This is a genomic window from Sphingomonas sp. RS2018, assembly GCF_054489605.1.
In genome coordinates this window covers 809610-825582 of the sequence record NZ_JBTMWL010000001.1, presented here as the reverse complement: position 1 = coordinate 825582, position 15973 = coordinate 809610, and the positions used below count along the sequence as shown (strand labels likewise).

Here is a 15973-nt window from a genome sequence, read left to right as displayed (position 1 = left end):
GCCACGCGGATAATCGCGGCGGGCGTGGCCGCCAAGCGCGAACGTCTCGCAAACAGCGCGCCGCTTGATCCGGCGCGCAGCGCTTCGTACCGACCGGACATGACCGACGCGCTGCCCGCCACGCCAGACAACGCCGCCGCCGAACTGGCGACGCTCGCGGAAGCGATCGCCCACCACAACGGCCGCTATCACACCGACGACGCGCCCGAGATCAGCGACGCGGACTATGATGCGTTGGTGCGGCGCAATGCGGCGATCGAGGCGCACTACCCCGAACTGGTCCGCGACGATTCACCGAGCCGTCAGGTCGGGGCGGCGCCCGCCGCGCATCTGGCCAAGGTGGCACATGCGCGGCCGATGATGAGCCTCGACAACGGCTTTTCGGACGAGGAGGTGCGCGACTTCGTCGGCCGGGTGCGGCGATTCCTGAAGCTCGGCGAAGACGAGCCCGTCGCGCTGACTGCCGAGCCCAAGATCGACGGCCTGTCCTGTTCGCTGCGCTACGAGGACCGCCGGCTGGTCCGCGCGCTGACCCGCGGCGATGGCGCGGTGGGCGAGGACGTGACCGCCAACGTCCTGACGATCGACGACATACCTCGCACGCTGCCCGCCGCCGCGCCGGACGTGTTCGAGGTGCGCGGCGAGGTCTATATGGCAAAGGCCGACTTCCTCGCGCTCAACGCGCGCCTGCTGGCAGAGGCCGAGGGCACGGGCAAGGAGGCGCGCCAGTTCGCCAATCCGCGCAACGCGGCGGCCGGATCGCTGCGGCAGAAGGACGCCGCCGTCACGGCGAGCCGGCCGTTGCGCTTCCTGATGCACGGTTGGGGCGAGACGAGCGCGCTGCCCGGCGAGACGCAGGCCGAGGTCGTCGCGGCGCTGGCCGGCTGGGGCTTTCCGCTGGCCCGAGGTTTCGCGCTGTGCCCGGACACCGATGCCGCGCTGGCCGTCTATGCCGGGATCGAGGCGCAGCGCGCCGACCTGCCGTTCGATATCGATGGCGTCGTCTACAAGGTCGACCGGCTCGACTGGCAGGCGCGACTGGGCAGCGTCGGCCGCGCGCCACGCTGGGCGCTAGCCCACAAGTTCCCCGCCGAGCGCGCGCAGACGACGCTGGAGCGGATCGAGATCCAGGTCGGGCGAACTGGCAAGCTGACCCCGGTCGCCAAGCTGGAGCCGGTGACGGTCGGCGGGGTCGTGGTGCGCAACGCGACACTGCACAACGCACATGAGATCGCGCGGCTGGGCGTGCGGCCCGGCGACCGCGTCGTCCTGCAGCGCGCCGGCGACGTCATCCCGCAAATCGTCGAGAACCTGACCCCGGACGTCGATCGCGATGCCTATACCTTCCCCGACCACTGCCCCGAATGCGGCAGCGAGGCGGTGGCGGAGGAGGGCGAGGTCGATATCCGCTGCACCGGCGGGCTGATCTGCCCAGCGCAGCGGCTGGAGCGGCTGAAGCATTTCGTGTCGCGCGGCGCGCTCGACATCGACGGGTTGGGCGAGAAGACGCTGGTCGAATTTCTGGGGCTCGGCTGGATCACCGAGCCCGCCGACATCTTCCGACTGGCGCGCCACCGCGACGAACTGATCGGACGCGAGGGCTGGCAGGCAAAGTCGGTCGATGCGCTGCTCGCCGCGATCGCGGCGAAGCGCGAGCCCGATGCCGCGCGCCTGCTGTTCGGCCTCGGCATCCGTCACGTCGGCATCGTCACCGCGCGCGACCTGATGAAGATGTTCGTCACCCTGCCCGAATTGCGCACCACGGCAGAGGCCGCGCAGGCGGGCGATGCGGATTCGCTCCACCGCTTCTCGCTGATCGAGGGCGTCGGCCCCGCCGTCGTCGCTGCGCTCGGCGCCTTCTTCCACGAGGAGCACAACAAGGCGGCGTGGGACGATCTGCTCCGGGAGGTGACGCCCCCGCCCTTCGTCGTCGAAACCCGCGCCTCGCGCATCAACGGCAAGACGGTGGTCTTCACCGGCACGCTGGAGACGATGAGCCGCGACGAGGCGAAGGCGCAGGCCGAAGCGCTCGGCGCGCGCGTCGCCGGATCGGTGTCGGCGAAGACCGACCTGCTGGTGGCCGGACCCGGAGCGGGCTCGAAACTGAAGAAGGCGGCGGAGCTGGGCATCGAGACGACCGACGAGGCCGGCTGGGCCGAAATCGTCGCGCAGGCTAATGGTTCAGCAGCGCCGGAGTGATGCTTTTTTGCAACGCAGCATGACCATCTGATCCCCCGACTCGACGACTCGGCCACGCGTCATTTATTGGTCACAAATCGGGGGCAGGGCGCAGCGCAGATCGGCGCGGGTGCCGTGTTCCGAGCGCTATGCTCTTGGGGGATCATTGAAATGCGTATGAAACTGTTTGCCGGCGTCGCCTTCGCCGCGCTCACGCTGCCGGGCGCCGCGTTTGCGCAGTCGACCGGCTCGATCGATTTCGAGAACGAGGGCGAGATCGTCGTCACCGGCGCGCGCAGCAACGACGCGGGCGGCATCTCGGTGCCCGACACGGCGAAGGCCAAGGCCGTGCTGAACCAGGAGTTCATCAGCCGCCAGGTGCCGGGCCAGACGATCAACGACACGATCAACAACCTGCCGGGCGTCAGCTTCCAGAACAACGATCCGTTCGGTTCGGCCGGCGGCACCCTGACGATCCGCGGTTTCGATTCGTCGCGCATCAGCCAGACGTTCGACGGCGTTCCGCTGAACGACTCGGGCAACTACGCCATCTATTCGAACCAGCAGCTCGACCCCGAGCTGATCGAGCAGGTCAACGTGAACCTCGGTTCGACCGACGTCGATTCGCCGACCGCAGGCGCCACCGGTTCGACCGTTAACTATCGCACGATCGTGCCGCTCAAGGACTTCTCGGTGAAGGTCGTCGGCAGCGCCGGCGACTTCGACTATTTCCGCACCTTCGGCGTGATCCACACCGGTGAGATCGTCGCCGGCGGCCCGCGCATGTTCTTCGCCGCCAGCCAGGCGCGCAACAACGTCGTGTTCAACAACGTCGGCAAGATCCGCAAGCAGCAGTACAACGCGCGCATCTGGCAGGATCTGGGCTCGAACGGCGACTTCGTGTCGGTGTCGGGCAACTACAACGTCAACCGCAACAACTTCCAGGGTTCGCTGCCGCTGCGCTACGACACGGTCCAGCGCTCGGTGAGCGGCACGTCGCCGAACCAGACGGTCGCGACGACGCCGCGCGTGCTCGGCTCGGGCACCGCCAACCGCTTCCTGATCGGCGACGAGGATCCGCGCTATTCGGTCGGCGTGGGCGATGCGGTCTACACCAATGGCCGCTGCCTCACCAACCAGGTCGCGCGCGCCGGCGTCGCCGATGCGGCCAACACCTGCGGCTCTACCTTCGACGAGCGCTACAACCCGTCGAACACCGGCAACTTCCGCGGCGCATCGCGCTTCACGCTGGCCGATGGCCTCGTCTTCACCTTCGACCCGAGCTATCAGTTCGTGAAGGCGAACGGCGGCGGCACCGTTGTCGGTCAGGAAGGCCGTCGTGACGTCAATCCTGCGCTGCAGAACCCGGCGTTGCCGTCGTCGACGACCAATCCGGTGAATTCGAACTGCGCGACCGTTCCCAACGGTGCGACCGTCAGCTGCCAGATCGGCTACATCGGCGGCACGCCGTACTTCGGTCGCGATCTGAACGGCGACGGCGATCTGCTCGACACCGTCCGCGTCCTCGCGCCCAGCCAGACCGGCACGAAGCGCTACGGCGTCATCAGCGGCATCCGCTGGGACGTGAACGACGAGAACACGATCCGCGTCAACTACACCTGGGACAGCGCGCGCCATCGCCAGACCGGCGAAGTCGGGTTCCTCCAGGCGAACGGCGTGCCGTTCGACGTCTTCCCGATCAACGATCAGGTGAAGGACGGCACCGGCGCCGTGCTCCAGAAGCGCGACCGCCTGTCCTACGCCATCCTGCACCAGGTGTCTGGTGAGTATCGCGGCGAATTCTTCGACGGCAACATGATCGTGACGGCTGGCGTTCGCGCGCCGTTCTTCAAGCGCAACCTGACCAACTACTGCGCCACGTCGAGCGCCGCCGGCTTCGTGGAATGCTTCGGCAGCAACACCGCCGGGCTGCAGGCGTACCTCGCCACCAACCCGACCGTGACGATCTCGGGTGTCGGCGCCAGCGCCGTTTCGGCCCCGACCCAGGGCCCGCAGCAGCGGATCTTCAAGTACAGCCGCGTGCTGCCGAACGTCGGCTACACGTACAACTTCACGCCGGCGGTTTCGCTCGCCGTGAATTACTCGAAGGGTCTGCAGGTTCCGAGCACGGACAATCTGTACAACTCGTTCTTCTTCCCGACCACGACCGAGCAGGCGCGTCCGCGTCCGGAAACCTCGGACAACTTCGACCTCAGCCTGCGCTATCGCTCGTCGAAGGTTCAGGCGCAGCTGACCGGTTGGTTCACGGACTATCGTGATCGTCTGGCCCAGTCGTACGACCCCGATCTGGATCGCACGGTCTATCGCAACCTTGGTCGGGTGAAGAAGTTCGGCGTCGACGGGTCGATCGCCTATCAGCCGATCCGCGAGATCAGCGTGTTCGCCTATGGCTCGTACCTGGACTCGGAGATCCAGCAGAACGTTGTGATCGGTCGCCTGTCGAACAACACGGCCGTGTTCGCCAATACCGCCGGCAAGCGTGAAGCCGGGTCGCCGGTCTATACTTTTGGTGGCGGCGCCAACGCGATCCTCGGCCCGGTCGAGCTGGGCTTCACCGCCAAGCGTACCGGCCCGCGCTACATCTACGACACCAACGAAGCGATCTTCCAGCTGCTGACCGTCAACGGTGCGGTTCAGCGCTTCCAGATCTATGACAACAAGACACCGGCCTACACGCTGGTCGATGCGAATGCGCGCATCGGTCTGGAATGGGCAGGCCTGAACCGGGATACCTATTTCCAGTTCAACGTCATCAACGTGCTGAAGGAGCGCTATGTCGGCGGCTTCACCGGCAACCTGAACCAAGGCCCGACAATCAACGGCACCACCGGCGCGATCACCGCCGTCGGCAACGCGCCGAACGCGCAGCTGGGCAACCCGCGCACGTTCATCGGTTCGCTGATCGTCGGCTTCTAAGCCTTCGAACCCGAGACGCCTGAGAGGGCCGTCGTTCCTCCCCGGAACGGCGGCCCTTTTCTTGTGGCGCAGCCGCCTTTGCCCTCCGGGCATCGCGCCGCTACACCGCACACGTGACGCCAGCGATCTTCACCCGCCCCTTCTTCGAGGACAAGAGCCGCGCCTTCTGGATGCTCCAGGCGGCGGGATGGACGGGGTATCTGCTGCTGCGCATGGTCGTCGGCGTGTCGAACGGCATCAGCGTCGAGCGCGTGCTGGCCGTCATCATCGAATCGATCGTCGGCTATTGCATCACGCTGCTGCTCTCGACGCTCTACGGCTATTACCGCCGCCTGCCGCGGTGGAGCGCGATCGCGATGACGCTCGGCACACTCGTCGCCGGCACACTGATTTATGCGGTCATCCAGGCGTTCAACCTCAGCTTCATCCGGCCGGTCGACACGCCGATCACCTGGGCGCTGGTCATCGGCCTCTCGTTCCTGCCGCTCACCGTGCTCGGCGGGTGGACGGCGCTCTATTTCGGAATCAACTGGTATCTGATCGTCGAGGACCAGACCGACCGGATGCGCCTGCTGGAAAGCGAGGCGTCGTCGGCGCAGCTGGCGATGTTGCGCTATCAGCTCAACCCGCATTTCCTGTTCAACACGCTCAACTCGATCTCGACGCTGGTGCTGCTGAAGCAGACCGAGCGGGCGAACGCGATGCTCAGCCGGCTTGCCGCCTTCCTGCGCTATACGCTCGCCAACGAGCCGACCGCGCATGTTACCGTGGTGCAGGAGGTGGAGACGCTGAAGCTGTATCTCGAGATCGAGAAGATGCGGTTCGAGAAGCGGCTGCGTACCGAATTCGAGATCGATCCGCGCGTCGAGAAGGCGCGCCTGCCCTCGCTGCTGCTGCAACCCCTGGTCGAGAATGCGATCAAATATGCGGTGACGCCGCAGGAAGAGGGCGCCGACATCGCCGTCAGCGCTCGGCTCATCGGTGAGCGGGTGCAGATCACCGTGTCGGACACCGGCCCCGGGTTGATCGGCGCGTCGACCCGACCGACGCTGTCGACCGGGGTCGGGCTTGCCAATATCCGGGAACGTCTGGCGCAGGCTTACGGCCCCGATCACCGGTTCGAGACGCGCGCTCGGCCGGGCACGGGTTTTGCGGTGGAGATAGAGATACCATATCAACTGGACGACGCGACGCGACAGATCGCGTGACAGGTCGCCGCCGATGCGCGCCGGGGAAGCGCGGCATCGGCCGGGGGGGCGACGGAAATTCAGGGGGGCGACGGGATTTTGACGCTTTGAAAGAACGAACATCATGACCATCCGCACCATCCTGGTCGACGACGAACCGCTGGCCATCCAGGGTCTCGAACTGCGCCTGCAGGGGCATGACGACGTCGAGATCATCGACAAGTGCCAGAACGGGCGCGAGGCGATCAGCGCGATCAAGACGCACAAGCCCGACCTGGTCTTCCTCGATATCCAGATGCCGGGCTTCGACGGATTTTCAGTGATCCAGGGGCTGATGGAGGTGGAACCGCCGCTGTTCGTCTTCGTCACCGCGTACGGCGACCATGCGCTGAAGGCGTTCGAGGCGCAGGCGGTCGACTATCTGATGAAGCCGGTGGACGAGGCGCGGCTGGCCGACACGCTGGACCGCGTGCGCCAGCGACTGACCGAGAAGCGCGGCGCGGACGAGGTCGAAAAGCTGAAGGAAGTGCTGGCCGAGGTCGCGCCGGATTCGGTCGATGCGCTGTCGGACGGCGGCAGCAGCGAGCCCGCCTCCAACCGATTCGAGAAGCTCATCAACATCAAGGACCGCGGCAAGATCTTCCGCGTCGACGTCGACACGATCGAGGTGGTCGAGGCGGCCGGCGATTACATGTGCATCAAGACCGGCGACAACACGCTGATTTTGCGCCAGACGATGAAGGATCTGGAAAAGCGCCTCGACCCGCGCCGCTTCCAGCGGGTGCATCGCTCGACGATCGTCAACCTCGACCTCGTCCGGCAGGTGAAGCCGCACACCAACGGCGAATGCTTCCTGGTGCTGGATTCGGGCGGGCAGGTGAAAGTGTCGCGCAGTTACCGCGACGTGGTGGCGCGCTTCGTTCATTGAGATGGCAGCGGCGAACTGGCTACCGTCACCACTCGTCGAGGCGTTGGTCGAAGCGGCCAGCCTTGCCGCGGAAGCCGTCGATCCGTGGTGGATCATCGGCAGCGCCGCGGTCGTACTGCATGGCGTGGAGACGCCGGTCGCCGACATCGATCTGCTGACCAGCGCGCGGGATGCCGACTCGATCCTTGCCGCTGCCGGTCGTCGGCCCGACACCGAGAGCGACCGGTCGCGGTTCCGATCTGTCTATGGCACACTGCCCTCCCCCGGTGTCTCGATCGAAGTGATGGGCGGGCTGGAGGTGCTGAGTGCCGGCGCGTGGCATCGCGTGCTGCCCGCGACGCGGCAGGCGGTAAGTGTCTGTGCCGCGACGCTGTACGTTCCCGATCGCGCAGAGTTGGCCGCCATCATGCGATCGTTCGGTCGCGCCAAGGATATTATCCGCGCTGCGCTGCTCGACTGAGGGCAAGCGGTACGACACCGTTCGTTACGGAGCCCACCGGAACCAACGACGATATCTTCGGTTCGGACGGCAACTCCATGCCAAACCCAAGGATGCTGCCGTCTTGCGAACCCTCGCCCTGCTGCCCGTCGCGCTGATAGCCCTTCCCGCTGTCGCTCAGACCGGCGCGACCACGCCGAAACAGGATGCGCCCTACGCCACCGCGTCGGTGGTCAATCATCCGGTGACGATCGGCTGGCCTGAGGGCAAGGCGCCACGCGCGCCGGCAGGGTATCGCGTGACGAAATTCGCCGGCGGGCTCGACTATCCGCGACAGGCGCTGCTGCTCGATAATGGCGACGTGCTGGTGTCCGAGGCCCGGACCAAGCCCAAGCTGGACGCCGAGCCCGAGGTGCAGCGCGGCCAGGCACTGTCGAAGACCACCGGCTACAGCGCCAACCGCATCACCTTGCTGCGCGACGCGGATGGCGATGGCGTGGCGGAGACGCGCTTCGTGCTGATCGATGGACTGTCGCAGCCGTTCGGCATGGCGCTCATCGGCGACCGGCTATTCATCGGCGAAACCGACGGCGTCATCAGCGTGCCGTTCAAGCCCGGCCAGACCAGCGTCACCGGCAGCCGCCGCAAGCTGATCGACCTGCCCGCGGGCGGGTACAACAATCACTGGACGCGCAACCTGAAGGCGTCGGCCGACGGGCGGACGCTTTACGTCGCCGTGGGGTCTGCCTCCAACGTCGGCGAATTCGGCATGGCGGAGGAAGTCCGTCGCGCCAACATTCTCGCCGTCGATCCGCAGACCGGCGCGGAACGCGTCCACGCGAGCGGCCTGCGCAACCCGGTCGGCATGGACTTCGAACCCACCACCGCCACACTGTGGACCGCGGTCAATGAGCGCGACCAGCTGGGCGACGATATCTCGCCCGACTATATTGTCGGCGTGAAGCCAGGCGGCTTCTACGGCTGGCCGTACAGCTATTGGGGGAAGCAGGACCCGCGCCTGCCCAACGAAAAGCGTGAACTGCTCGGGGCCACGCTGATGCCCGACATGGGCGTCGGCCCGCATGCCGCCGCGCTGGGACTCGCGTTTTCGCCGGCACAGAACGGCGCGGCGACCGCCTATGTCGCGCGCCACGGGTCGTGGAACCGGTCGAGCTTCCTCGGTTACGATGTGCAGGCCATCCCGTTCTCCAACGGTCGCCCGAGCGGTGCGGCCAGGCCGTTCCTGACCGGCTTCGTCGCGGACGAGGGAAAGAAGACGGTCTATGGTCGCCCGGTCAGCGTGCAGACCCGCACGCGCGACGGCGCGGTGTTCGTGGTCGACGACGCCGGCGATACCGTGTGGCTGGTAACGCCGACGCGGTGAGGCGACGCGACAGGTAGCGAAACCGTGCTGCATCTGCTAACGGCGCGCGCATGCTCAACCTCAACGGCATCACCGTGCGCCTTGGCGGGCGCACGATCCTCGACGGCGCGACCGCGGCGCTGCCGCCCGGGAGCCGCGTCGGGCTGATCGGGCGCAACGGCGCCGGCAAGTCGACGCTGGTACGCGTGATCGCGGGCCAGCTGGAGCCAGACGGCGGCTCCGCCGACATGCCGCGCGGCGCGCGCATCGGCTATATCGCGCAAGAGGCGCCGTCGGGCGAGAAGACGCCGTTCGACACGGTGCTGGAGGCCGATGTCGAGCGCGCGAAGCTGATGGCGCTGGTCGAGACCGACCTCGATCCCGACATATTGGGCGATGCGTACGAACGGCTGATCGCGATCGACGCCTATACCGCGCCCGCCCGCGCCGCCCGCATCCTGCTCGGCCTCGGCTTCGACGAGGCGATGCAGAACCAGCCGCTCGACAGCTTCTCGGGCGGATGGAAGATGCGCGTCGCGCTCGCCGCGCTGCTGTTCTCGCAGCCGGACCTGCTGCTGCTCGATGAGCCGTCGAACCACCTCGATCTCGAAGCGGTGATGTGGCTGGAGGACTTCCTGCGTGACTATCGTGCGACGATCGTCGTCGTCAGCCACGAGCGCGACTTCCTCAACAACGTCGTCGATCACATCCTGCACCTGCAGAACGGCAAGATCACGCTCTATGCCGGCGGCTACGATGCGTTCGAAAAGCAGCGCGCCGAACGCATGGCGCAACTGGCCGCGGCCAAGGCCAACCAGGATACGCAGCGCGCCAAGCTGCGGGACTATGTCGCGCGCAATTCCGCCCGCGCCTCGACCGCCAAGCAGGCGCAGAGCCGGCTGAAGCTGCTGGCGAAGATGCAGCCGATCGCCGAACTGGCCAACGATCCGACGCTGAGCTTCGACTTCCCCGATCCCAGCGAACTGCGCCCGCCGCTTATCACGCTGGACATGGCCGAGGTCGGCTATGGCGACACGCCGATCCTGAAGCGGCTCAATCTGCGTATCGATCCCGACGACCGCATCGCGCTGCTCGGCCGCAACGGCAACGGCAAGACGACGCTGGCACGGCTGCTGGCGGCGCAGCTCGCGCCGATGGCGGGCGCGATGAACGCGTCGGGCAAGATGAACGTCGGATACTTCACTCAGTATCAGGTCGAGGAACTCGACACCGACGATACGCCGCTCGAACACATGACTCGTACGATGAAGGGCGCCAGCCCCGCCGCGGTGCGCGGACAGCTGGGGCGGTTCGGCTTTTCGGGCGACAAGGCGACGACGAAGGTCGGCAAGCTGTCGGGCGGCGAACGCGCGCGCCTGGCGCTGGCGATCATCACGCGCGACGCGCCGCACCTGCTGATCCTCGACGAGCCGACCAACCATCTGGACGTCGATGCGCGCGAGGCGCTGGTGCAGGCGCTGAACGCCTATTCGGGCGCGGTCATCCTCGTCAGCCACGATCGGCACATGGTCGAGCTGACCGCCGACCGGCTGGTGCTGGTCGATCAGGGCGCGGCGCGCGATTTCGACGGGAGCCTCGACGACTATATCGCGATGGTGCTGTCGGGCGGCGACACGCCCAAGGCCGAGAAGGGCAAGAAGAAGGGCAAGGCCTCCGCCGCCGCGCGCGACGCCGAGAAGGCGCTGCGCCAGAATGCGAAGGAAGCGGAAGCCGAGATGGCGAAGCTGGAGGCGGAACGCTCGGCCGTCGATCGGGCGATGTTCGATCCGGCGGGCGCCGCCGAGCCGCGCTTTGCCAAGCTGACGATGGGCGACCTGTCGCAGCGCCGCGCCGACCTGACCAGGCAAATCGACGACGCCGAGGCGCGGTGGATCGAGGCGAGCGAAAAGCTGGAGCGCGAAGCGGCGTAGTTCCTAACGGGCACGAGGTGGAGGGGGCGGGCCGCTAGCGCATCGCTTGCGGATGCCCCCCCTCCGTCATCGCTTCGCGATGCCACCTCCCCGTACCGGGGAGGATCGGTTATTCGGCGTCGCCCTCGACGGCGTCGTCACCCTCGGCGGGACGCTCGAACCACGCCTCGACCGGGCCGGACAGCTTGATGGTCAGCGGCTGGCCGCGGCGGTCGACCTTCTTGCCGAGCTGGACGCGGATCCAGCCTTCGGACACCGAATATTCCTCGACATCACGGCGCTCGACGCCCTTGAAGCGGATGCCGATGCCTCGGCTCAGCGCGGCCTCGTCGAAATGGGGGCTGCGCGGGTTGATCGACAGATGGTCGGGGGGAGTATCGCTCATGGCGTGAGCCTCTGCCTCAGCGCGCGTCAAAAGAAAAGGCGGCGCCGTTGCCGACGCCGCCCTTCGCACTCAATAGCCGTCGCAGTAGCGCACGCGCATCATGCGATCGATGTATGGATCGTACACCCGCCGCGTGTAGCAATCGTCGTAGCCGCGGTTCCGGCTGTAGTAGTTGCGGGCGTAATAGCCGTCGTTCGGGAAATAGCCGCGACGGTCGTAATAGTTGTAGTCGTAGCTGTAGCGCCGGTCATAGCGGTCGCGCGACGTGAGCGCGGCACCGATCGCCAGCCCGGCGATGCCGGCGACGATTGCGGTGCCGGTATTGTCGCGGCCGCGGTCGTAGCGGTCGTAACGACCCCAACGCTGTGCCTCGGCCGGTGCCGACGCGACGAGTGCCGAAGCACCCAGTGCGACGCCAAGCGTCGCCTTTTTCAACAGGTTACGCATGTACTTGCCTCCTCAAACTCGCAAGGTCGGGTGGAGAGACAACGCCGATTCGACCGTGCTTGTTTCATTTGATACGGGCAGGCGGCTGAACTGCGCGGGAACGGCGCGTTTAGCGGCTATTCAGGGAGATGTTGCGGTCATGGCCTATTGGTTGCTCCGGTCGGAACCCGATGCGTACAGCTGGGACGATCTGGTGCGCGATGGCGGGACCGAGTGGAACGGCGTGCGCAACGCGACGGCGCGCATCCACCTGAAAGCGATGCAGCCCGGCGACCAGGCGATCTTCTACCATTCGAACACGCAAAAGGCGTGCATCGGCGTGATGGAGATCACCCGCGCGTGGCAGCCGGACGGCGACGACGGCAAATGGGCGAGCGTCGCGGTGAAGCCGGTGAAGCCCCTGGCCCGCCCGGTCACGCTGGCGGAGATCAAGGCCGAGCCGCGGCTGGCCGACATGATGATGCTGCGCCTGTCGCGCCTGTCATGCAGCAAGGTCGAGCCGGACGAATGGGCGGTATTGATGGAGATGGCGGGGGCGTGATGAACCCTACCCATCCGTTCGTGCTGAGCTTGTCGAAGCACCGCCTTTCTTTCGGCGCTGGCGCTTGCTGCACGAAGAAGGGCAGCCCTTCGACAAGCTCAGGGCCAACGGGTGTTGGGGTGAATGTGCAGGCATGATCGACGCCGCCGAAGCCGTCCACGCCAAGTTCGTCGCCGCCGTCCGCGCCGGCGCGCTCCCCTTGGTCGGCACCGATCGCGCCGGCCTGACCCGCGCCGCGATCGCGCAACTCTTCCACAGTCAGGTCATGAGCCGCCAGCTCGACCGCCTGTCGCGCCGCCTGCAGGCACGCGGCGAGGGTTTCTATACGATCGGCAGTTCGGGGCATGAGGGCAACGCCGCGCTGGCGCACGCCGCGCGTGTCACCGACATGGCGTTCCTCCATTACCGCTCCGCCGCGTTCCAGATCGAACGCAGCCATCAGGTGGACGGCGAAACACCGGCATGGGACATGTTGCTGAGCTTCGTCGCCTCAAGCGAAGACCCGATCGCCGCCGGGCGCCACAAGGTCATCGGGTCGAAGCGGCTCACTATTCCGCCGCAGACCTCGACCATCGCCTCGCACCTGCCCAAGGCGGTCGGCGCGGCGTTCGCGCTGGGCCTCGCGCGGCGCAACGGGGTCGCGACCGAGATCCCGCTCGATTCGGTCATCATCGCCAGCTTCGGCGATGCGTCGGCCAATCACTCGACGGCACAGGGCGCGTTCAACACGGCGGGCTGGGCGGCGCATCAGGGTGCGCCGATGCCGATCGTGTTCTGTTGCGAAGACAATGGCATCGGCATCTCGACGAAGACGCCGCGCGGCTGGATCGAGACGCAGTTCCGCCACCGCGCCGGGCTGCACTATATCGCCTGCGACGGCAGCGACCTGATCGACGCCTATCGCGGTGCCAAAGCAGCGGTGGACTATGCCCGCCGCACCCGCCGCCCGGTGTTCCTCCACATGTCGACCGTGCGCCTCTACGGCCATGCCGGCAGCGACGTGCAGGGCGTATACCGCCCGCGTTCCGAGATCGAGGCGGAGGAGGCGCGCGATCCGCTGCTGACCACCGCCGCGCTGCTGATCGCGGACGGGGTGCCGACGGACGCGGTGCTGGCGAACTACGACGACATGGAGGCGACGCTAGCGCGTGTCGCCGAAGCGGCGATCGGTCGGCCGAAGCTGGCGACGAGCGCCGACGTGATGGCGAGCATCGTGCCGCCCCGCGCGGACATCGGCGCCCTGCCCGCCCCCACGCCGGACGCCCGTACCGCGCTGTTCGCGAAAGACGCCGGGCAGCTCGATAAGCCGCAGCATATGGCGCGGCTGCTCAGTTGGACGCTGGCGGACCTGTTGCTGACCTATCCCAACGCCATCGTCGCGGGCGAAGATGTCGGGCCGAAGGGCGGCGTCTACAACGTCACCGCGCGGCTGCATGAGCGGTTCGGCCCGGCGCGGGTGGTCAACACATTGCTCGACGAACAGTCGATCCTCGGCCTCGCGATCGGTGCGGCGCAGATCGGACTGCTACCGATCCCGGAAATTCAGTTCCTCGCCTATGTTCACAATGCCGAGGACCAGATCCGCGGCGAGGCGGCGACGCTCAGCTTCTTCTCCAACGGGCGCTACACCAACCCGATGGTGATCCGCATCGCCGGTCTGCCGTACCAGAAGGGGTTCGGCGGGCATTTCCATAATGATAATTCGCTCGCCGTCTTCCGCGACATTCCCGGCGTCGTGCTCGCGGTCCCGTCGAACGGCGCGGATGGGGTGGCGATGCTGCGCGAATGCGTGAGGCTTGCGCATGAGGAAGGCCGAGTCGTCGTGTTCGTCGAGCCGATCGCGCTGTACATGACCCGCGACCTCCATGCCGAAGGCGACGGCCTGATGACCGCCACCTACACCGCGCCTGCCGACACCGCGCCGATCTGTCTAGGAGAGGTCGGCGTGCATGGCAACGGCGGCGACATCGCGATCGTGACCTATGGCAACGGCGCGTTCCTGTCGCGGCAGGCGCTGCCACTGCTGGCGGCGGCGGGGGTCGCGGCGCGGGTGATCGACCTGCGCTGGCTGGCGCCGCTGCCGGACGACGCCTTGCTGGCCGCAGTGGGCGACACGGCGCGCGTGCTGATCGTCGATGAGTGCCGCATCACGGGGTCGCAGAGCGAGGCGCTGATGGCGTTCTTCACGGAGCGGACGCCGGACAAGCACGTCGCGCGGATCGCGGCGGAGGACAGCTTCATCCCGCTCGGCAAGGGCGCGACGCTGACGCTGCCAAGCCGGGACGATATCGTGGCGGCGGCTTTAGCCCTCTCTCCTGCGGGGAGAGGGAGGGAATGACCCGCCAGACCGCCCTCGTCATCTGCCCGGGCCGCGGCAGCTATGGCAAGGCCGAGCTCGGCTCGCTCCGCCACGTCGATCTCGCCCCGTACGACGCGATCCGCGCCGCTGCGGGCAAGCCGACGCTGACCGAGCTCGACCGCGCCGAGCGCTTCAGCCCGTCGGTGCACCTCGCCGGCCCCAATGCCGCGCCGCTGATCTACGCCGGATCGATGGCCGACATGGCAAGCATCGACCGCGACCGGTTCGATGTCGTGGCGGTCACAGGCAATTCGATGGGCTGGTACACCGCGCTCGCCGCCGCCGGCGCGGTCAGCCGACAAGAGGGTTTCCGCATCGCCGATGCGATGGGGGTCAACTCCGGCCGGCATGGTCCGGGCGGGCAGCTGATCGTCGGCACGCTGGGCGAAGACTGGCGGCCCGTGCCCGGCCGGCGCGACGCGCTGCTGGCGCTCGCCGCCGATACCGGTTGCGCGATCTCGATCGACCTCGGCGGCACGCTGGTGCTGGCGGGCGAGGATGCGGCGCTGAAGGCGTTCGCCGCCGCCAGCCCTGTCGAGACGACGCGCCTCGCCGGCAACGGCCCGTTCCACACGCCGCTGATGGCCGACAGCAGCGCCGCGGCGTTCGATCAGTTGCCGGGGACGCTGTTCGGCGATGCGGCGCTGCCGATGATCGACGGGCGCGGGCGCATCTGGCGGCGCTGGGCGAGCGACCGGCATGAACTGTGGCGCTATACCTTCGGCCACCAGATCCTCGCCGCCTACGACTTCGCGCTCGCGCTGCGCGTGGCGATCCGCGAATTCGCGCCCGACCGGCTGATCCTGCTGGGCCCGGGCAATCAGCTGGGCGGTGCGATCGGGCAGGTGCTGGTCGGGATGGGCTGGCTGGGGATGACCGACAAGGCGGCGTTCGCGCGGCGGCAGGCGGAGGATGCGTTCCTGCTGGCGATGGGACGACCGGATCAACGTGCAGTGATTACGGCATAAAGCCTTGAAACCAGGCGTTGGTCGCGCCGCGTTACTTTCCAACTTTTGGCGCCATCGGACACCAACGGGCGTCCGCTGGCGTATCGCGCAGAGGCGCGCGCCCTGGCAGACCCGTGGGACCCGTCAGCGGGCGTCGGCCTCGTGACGGCTTGGATCGTAGCGCATAAGATAAACGGAGTCGTGGAGACTGTCTAGCAACGCATCGACTTTGGTCTAACCGCCGGATCGTCAAAGACTTGTCGGCATGTCGAGCGACACGGGCCGCAGCCGGTAACGGGTCCGCGTACCGCCGTGCGGTCGCGGACCCGTC

The 15973-nt window shown here is 67.2% G+C and carries 12 protein-coding genes; 10 read left to right on the top strand and 2 right to left on the bottom strand.

What is annotated here, in order from left to right; all coding sequences use genetic code 11:
- The first annotated feature begins 99 nt into the window (after window positions 1–99).
- From ligA to ACX40P_RS04100, 7 genes are all read left to right on the top strand, one after another.
- Complete coding sequence (gene ligA / locus ACX40P_RS04130; RefSeq protein ID WP_459125008.1) at window positions 100–2199, top strand: NAD-dependent DNA ligase LigA; 2100 nt, start codon at window positions 100–102, stop codon at window positions 2197–2199.
- 150 nt (window positions 2200–2349) lie between these two features.
- On the top strand, window positions 2350–5115 hold the full coding sequence (locus ACX40P_RS04125) for a TonB-dependent receptor (RefSeq protein WP_459125007.1): 2766 nt from the start codon (window positions 2350–2352) through the stop codon (window positions 5113–5115).
- Between the two features lie 170 nt (window positions 5116–5285).
- Complete coding sequence (locus ACX40P_RS04120; RefSeq protein WP_459125237.1) at window positions 5286–6323, top strand: sensor histidine kinase; 1038 nt, start codon at window positions 5286–5288, stop codon at window positions 6321–6323.
- A gap of 103 nt (window positions 6324–6426) precedes the next feature.
- A complete protein-coding gene (locus tag ACX40P_RS04115; RefSeq protein WP_459125006.1) occupies window positions 6427–7230 on the top strand; it encodes a LytR/AlgR family response regulator transcription factor in 804 nt (267 codons plus the stop codon).
- A 1-nt stretch (window position 7231) separates the two neighbouring features.
- Window positions 7232–7690 (top strand): hypothetical protein, encoded by a 459-nt coding sequence (locus ACX40P_RS04110; protein WP_459125005.1) that lies wholly within the window; start codon window positions 7232–7234, stop codon window positions 7688–7690.
- A gap of 103 nt (window positions 7691–7793) precedes the next feature.
- A complete protein-coding gene (locus tag ACX40P_RS04105) occupies window positions 7794–9053 on the top strand; it encodes a PQQ-dependent sugar dehydrogenase (protein ID WP_459125004.1) in 1260 nt (419 codons plus the stop codon).
- 50 nt (window positions 9054–9103) lie between these two features.
- Window positions 9104–10963, top strand: a complete 1860-nt coding sequence (locus tag ACX40P_RS04100) for an ABC-F family ATP-binding cassette domain-containing protein (RefSeq protein ID WP_459125003.1) — start codon at window positions 9104–9106, stop codon at window positions 10961–10963.
- A 109-nt stretch (window positions 10964–11072) separates the two neighbouring features.
- Here ACX40P_RS04100 and ACX40P_RS04095 read toward each other — a convergent pair whose 3' ends face one another.
- Together ACX40P_RS04095 and ACX40P_RS04090 are read right to left on the bottom strand one after the other, a co-directional pair.
- A complete protein-coding gene (locus ACX40P_RS04095) occupies window positions 11073–11348 on the bottom strand; it encodes a DUF3297 family protein (protein ID WP_459125002.1) in 276 nt (91 codons plus the stop codon).
- A gap of 69 nt (window positions 11349–11417) precedes the next feature.
- Window positions 11418–11795 (bottom strand): hypothetical protein, encoded by a 378-nt coding sequence (locus tag ACX40P_RS04090; protein WP_459125001.1) that lies wholly within the window; start codon window positions 11793–11795, stop codon window positions 11418–11420.
- Window positions 11796–11934: 139 nt separating this feature from the next.
- Between ACX40P_RS04090 and ACX40P_RS04085 the strand changes: the two genes are divergently transcribed.
- From ACX40P_RS04085 to ACX40P_RS04075, 3 genes are all read left to right on the top strand, one after another.
- Window positions 11935–12336, top strand: coding sequence for an EVE domain-containing protein (locus tag ACX40P_RS04085; RefSeq protein ID WP_459125000.1), 402 nt, complete (start codon window positions 11935–11937; stop codon window positions 12334–12336).
- A 133-nt stretch (window positions 12337–12469) separates the two neighbouring features.
- Window positions 12470–14674: a dehydrogenase E1 component subunit alpha/beta gene (locus ACX40P_RS04080; RefSeq protein WP_459124999.1), complete on the top strand. Its 2205-nt coding sequence runs from the start codon at window positions 12470–12472 to the stop codon at window positions 14672–14674.
- Window positions 14671–15663 carry an ACP S-malonyltransferase gene (locus tag ACX40P_RS04075; protein WP_459124998.1) on the top strand — a complete coding sequence of 331 codons (993 nt, stop codon included), beginning with the start codon at window positions 14671–14673 and terminating at the stop codon, window positions 15661–15663. The genes ACX40P_RS04080 and ACX40P_RS04075 overlap by 4 nt, the downstream gene beginning before the upstream one ends.
- Window positions 15664–15973: the final 310 nt, after the last annotated feature.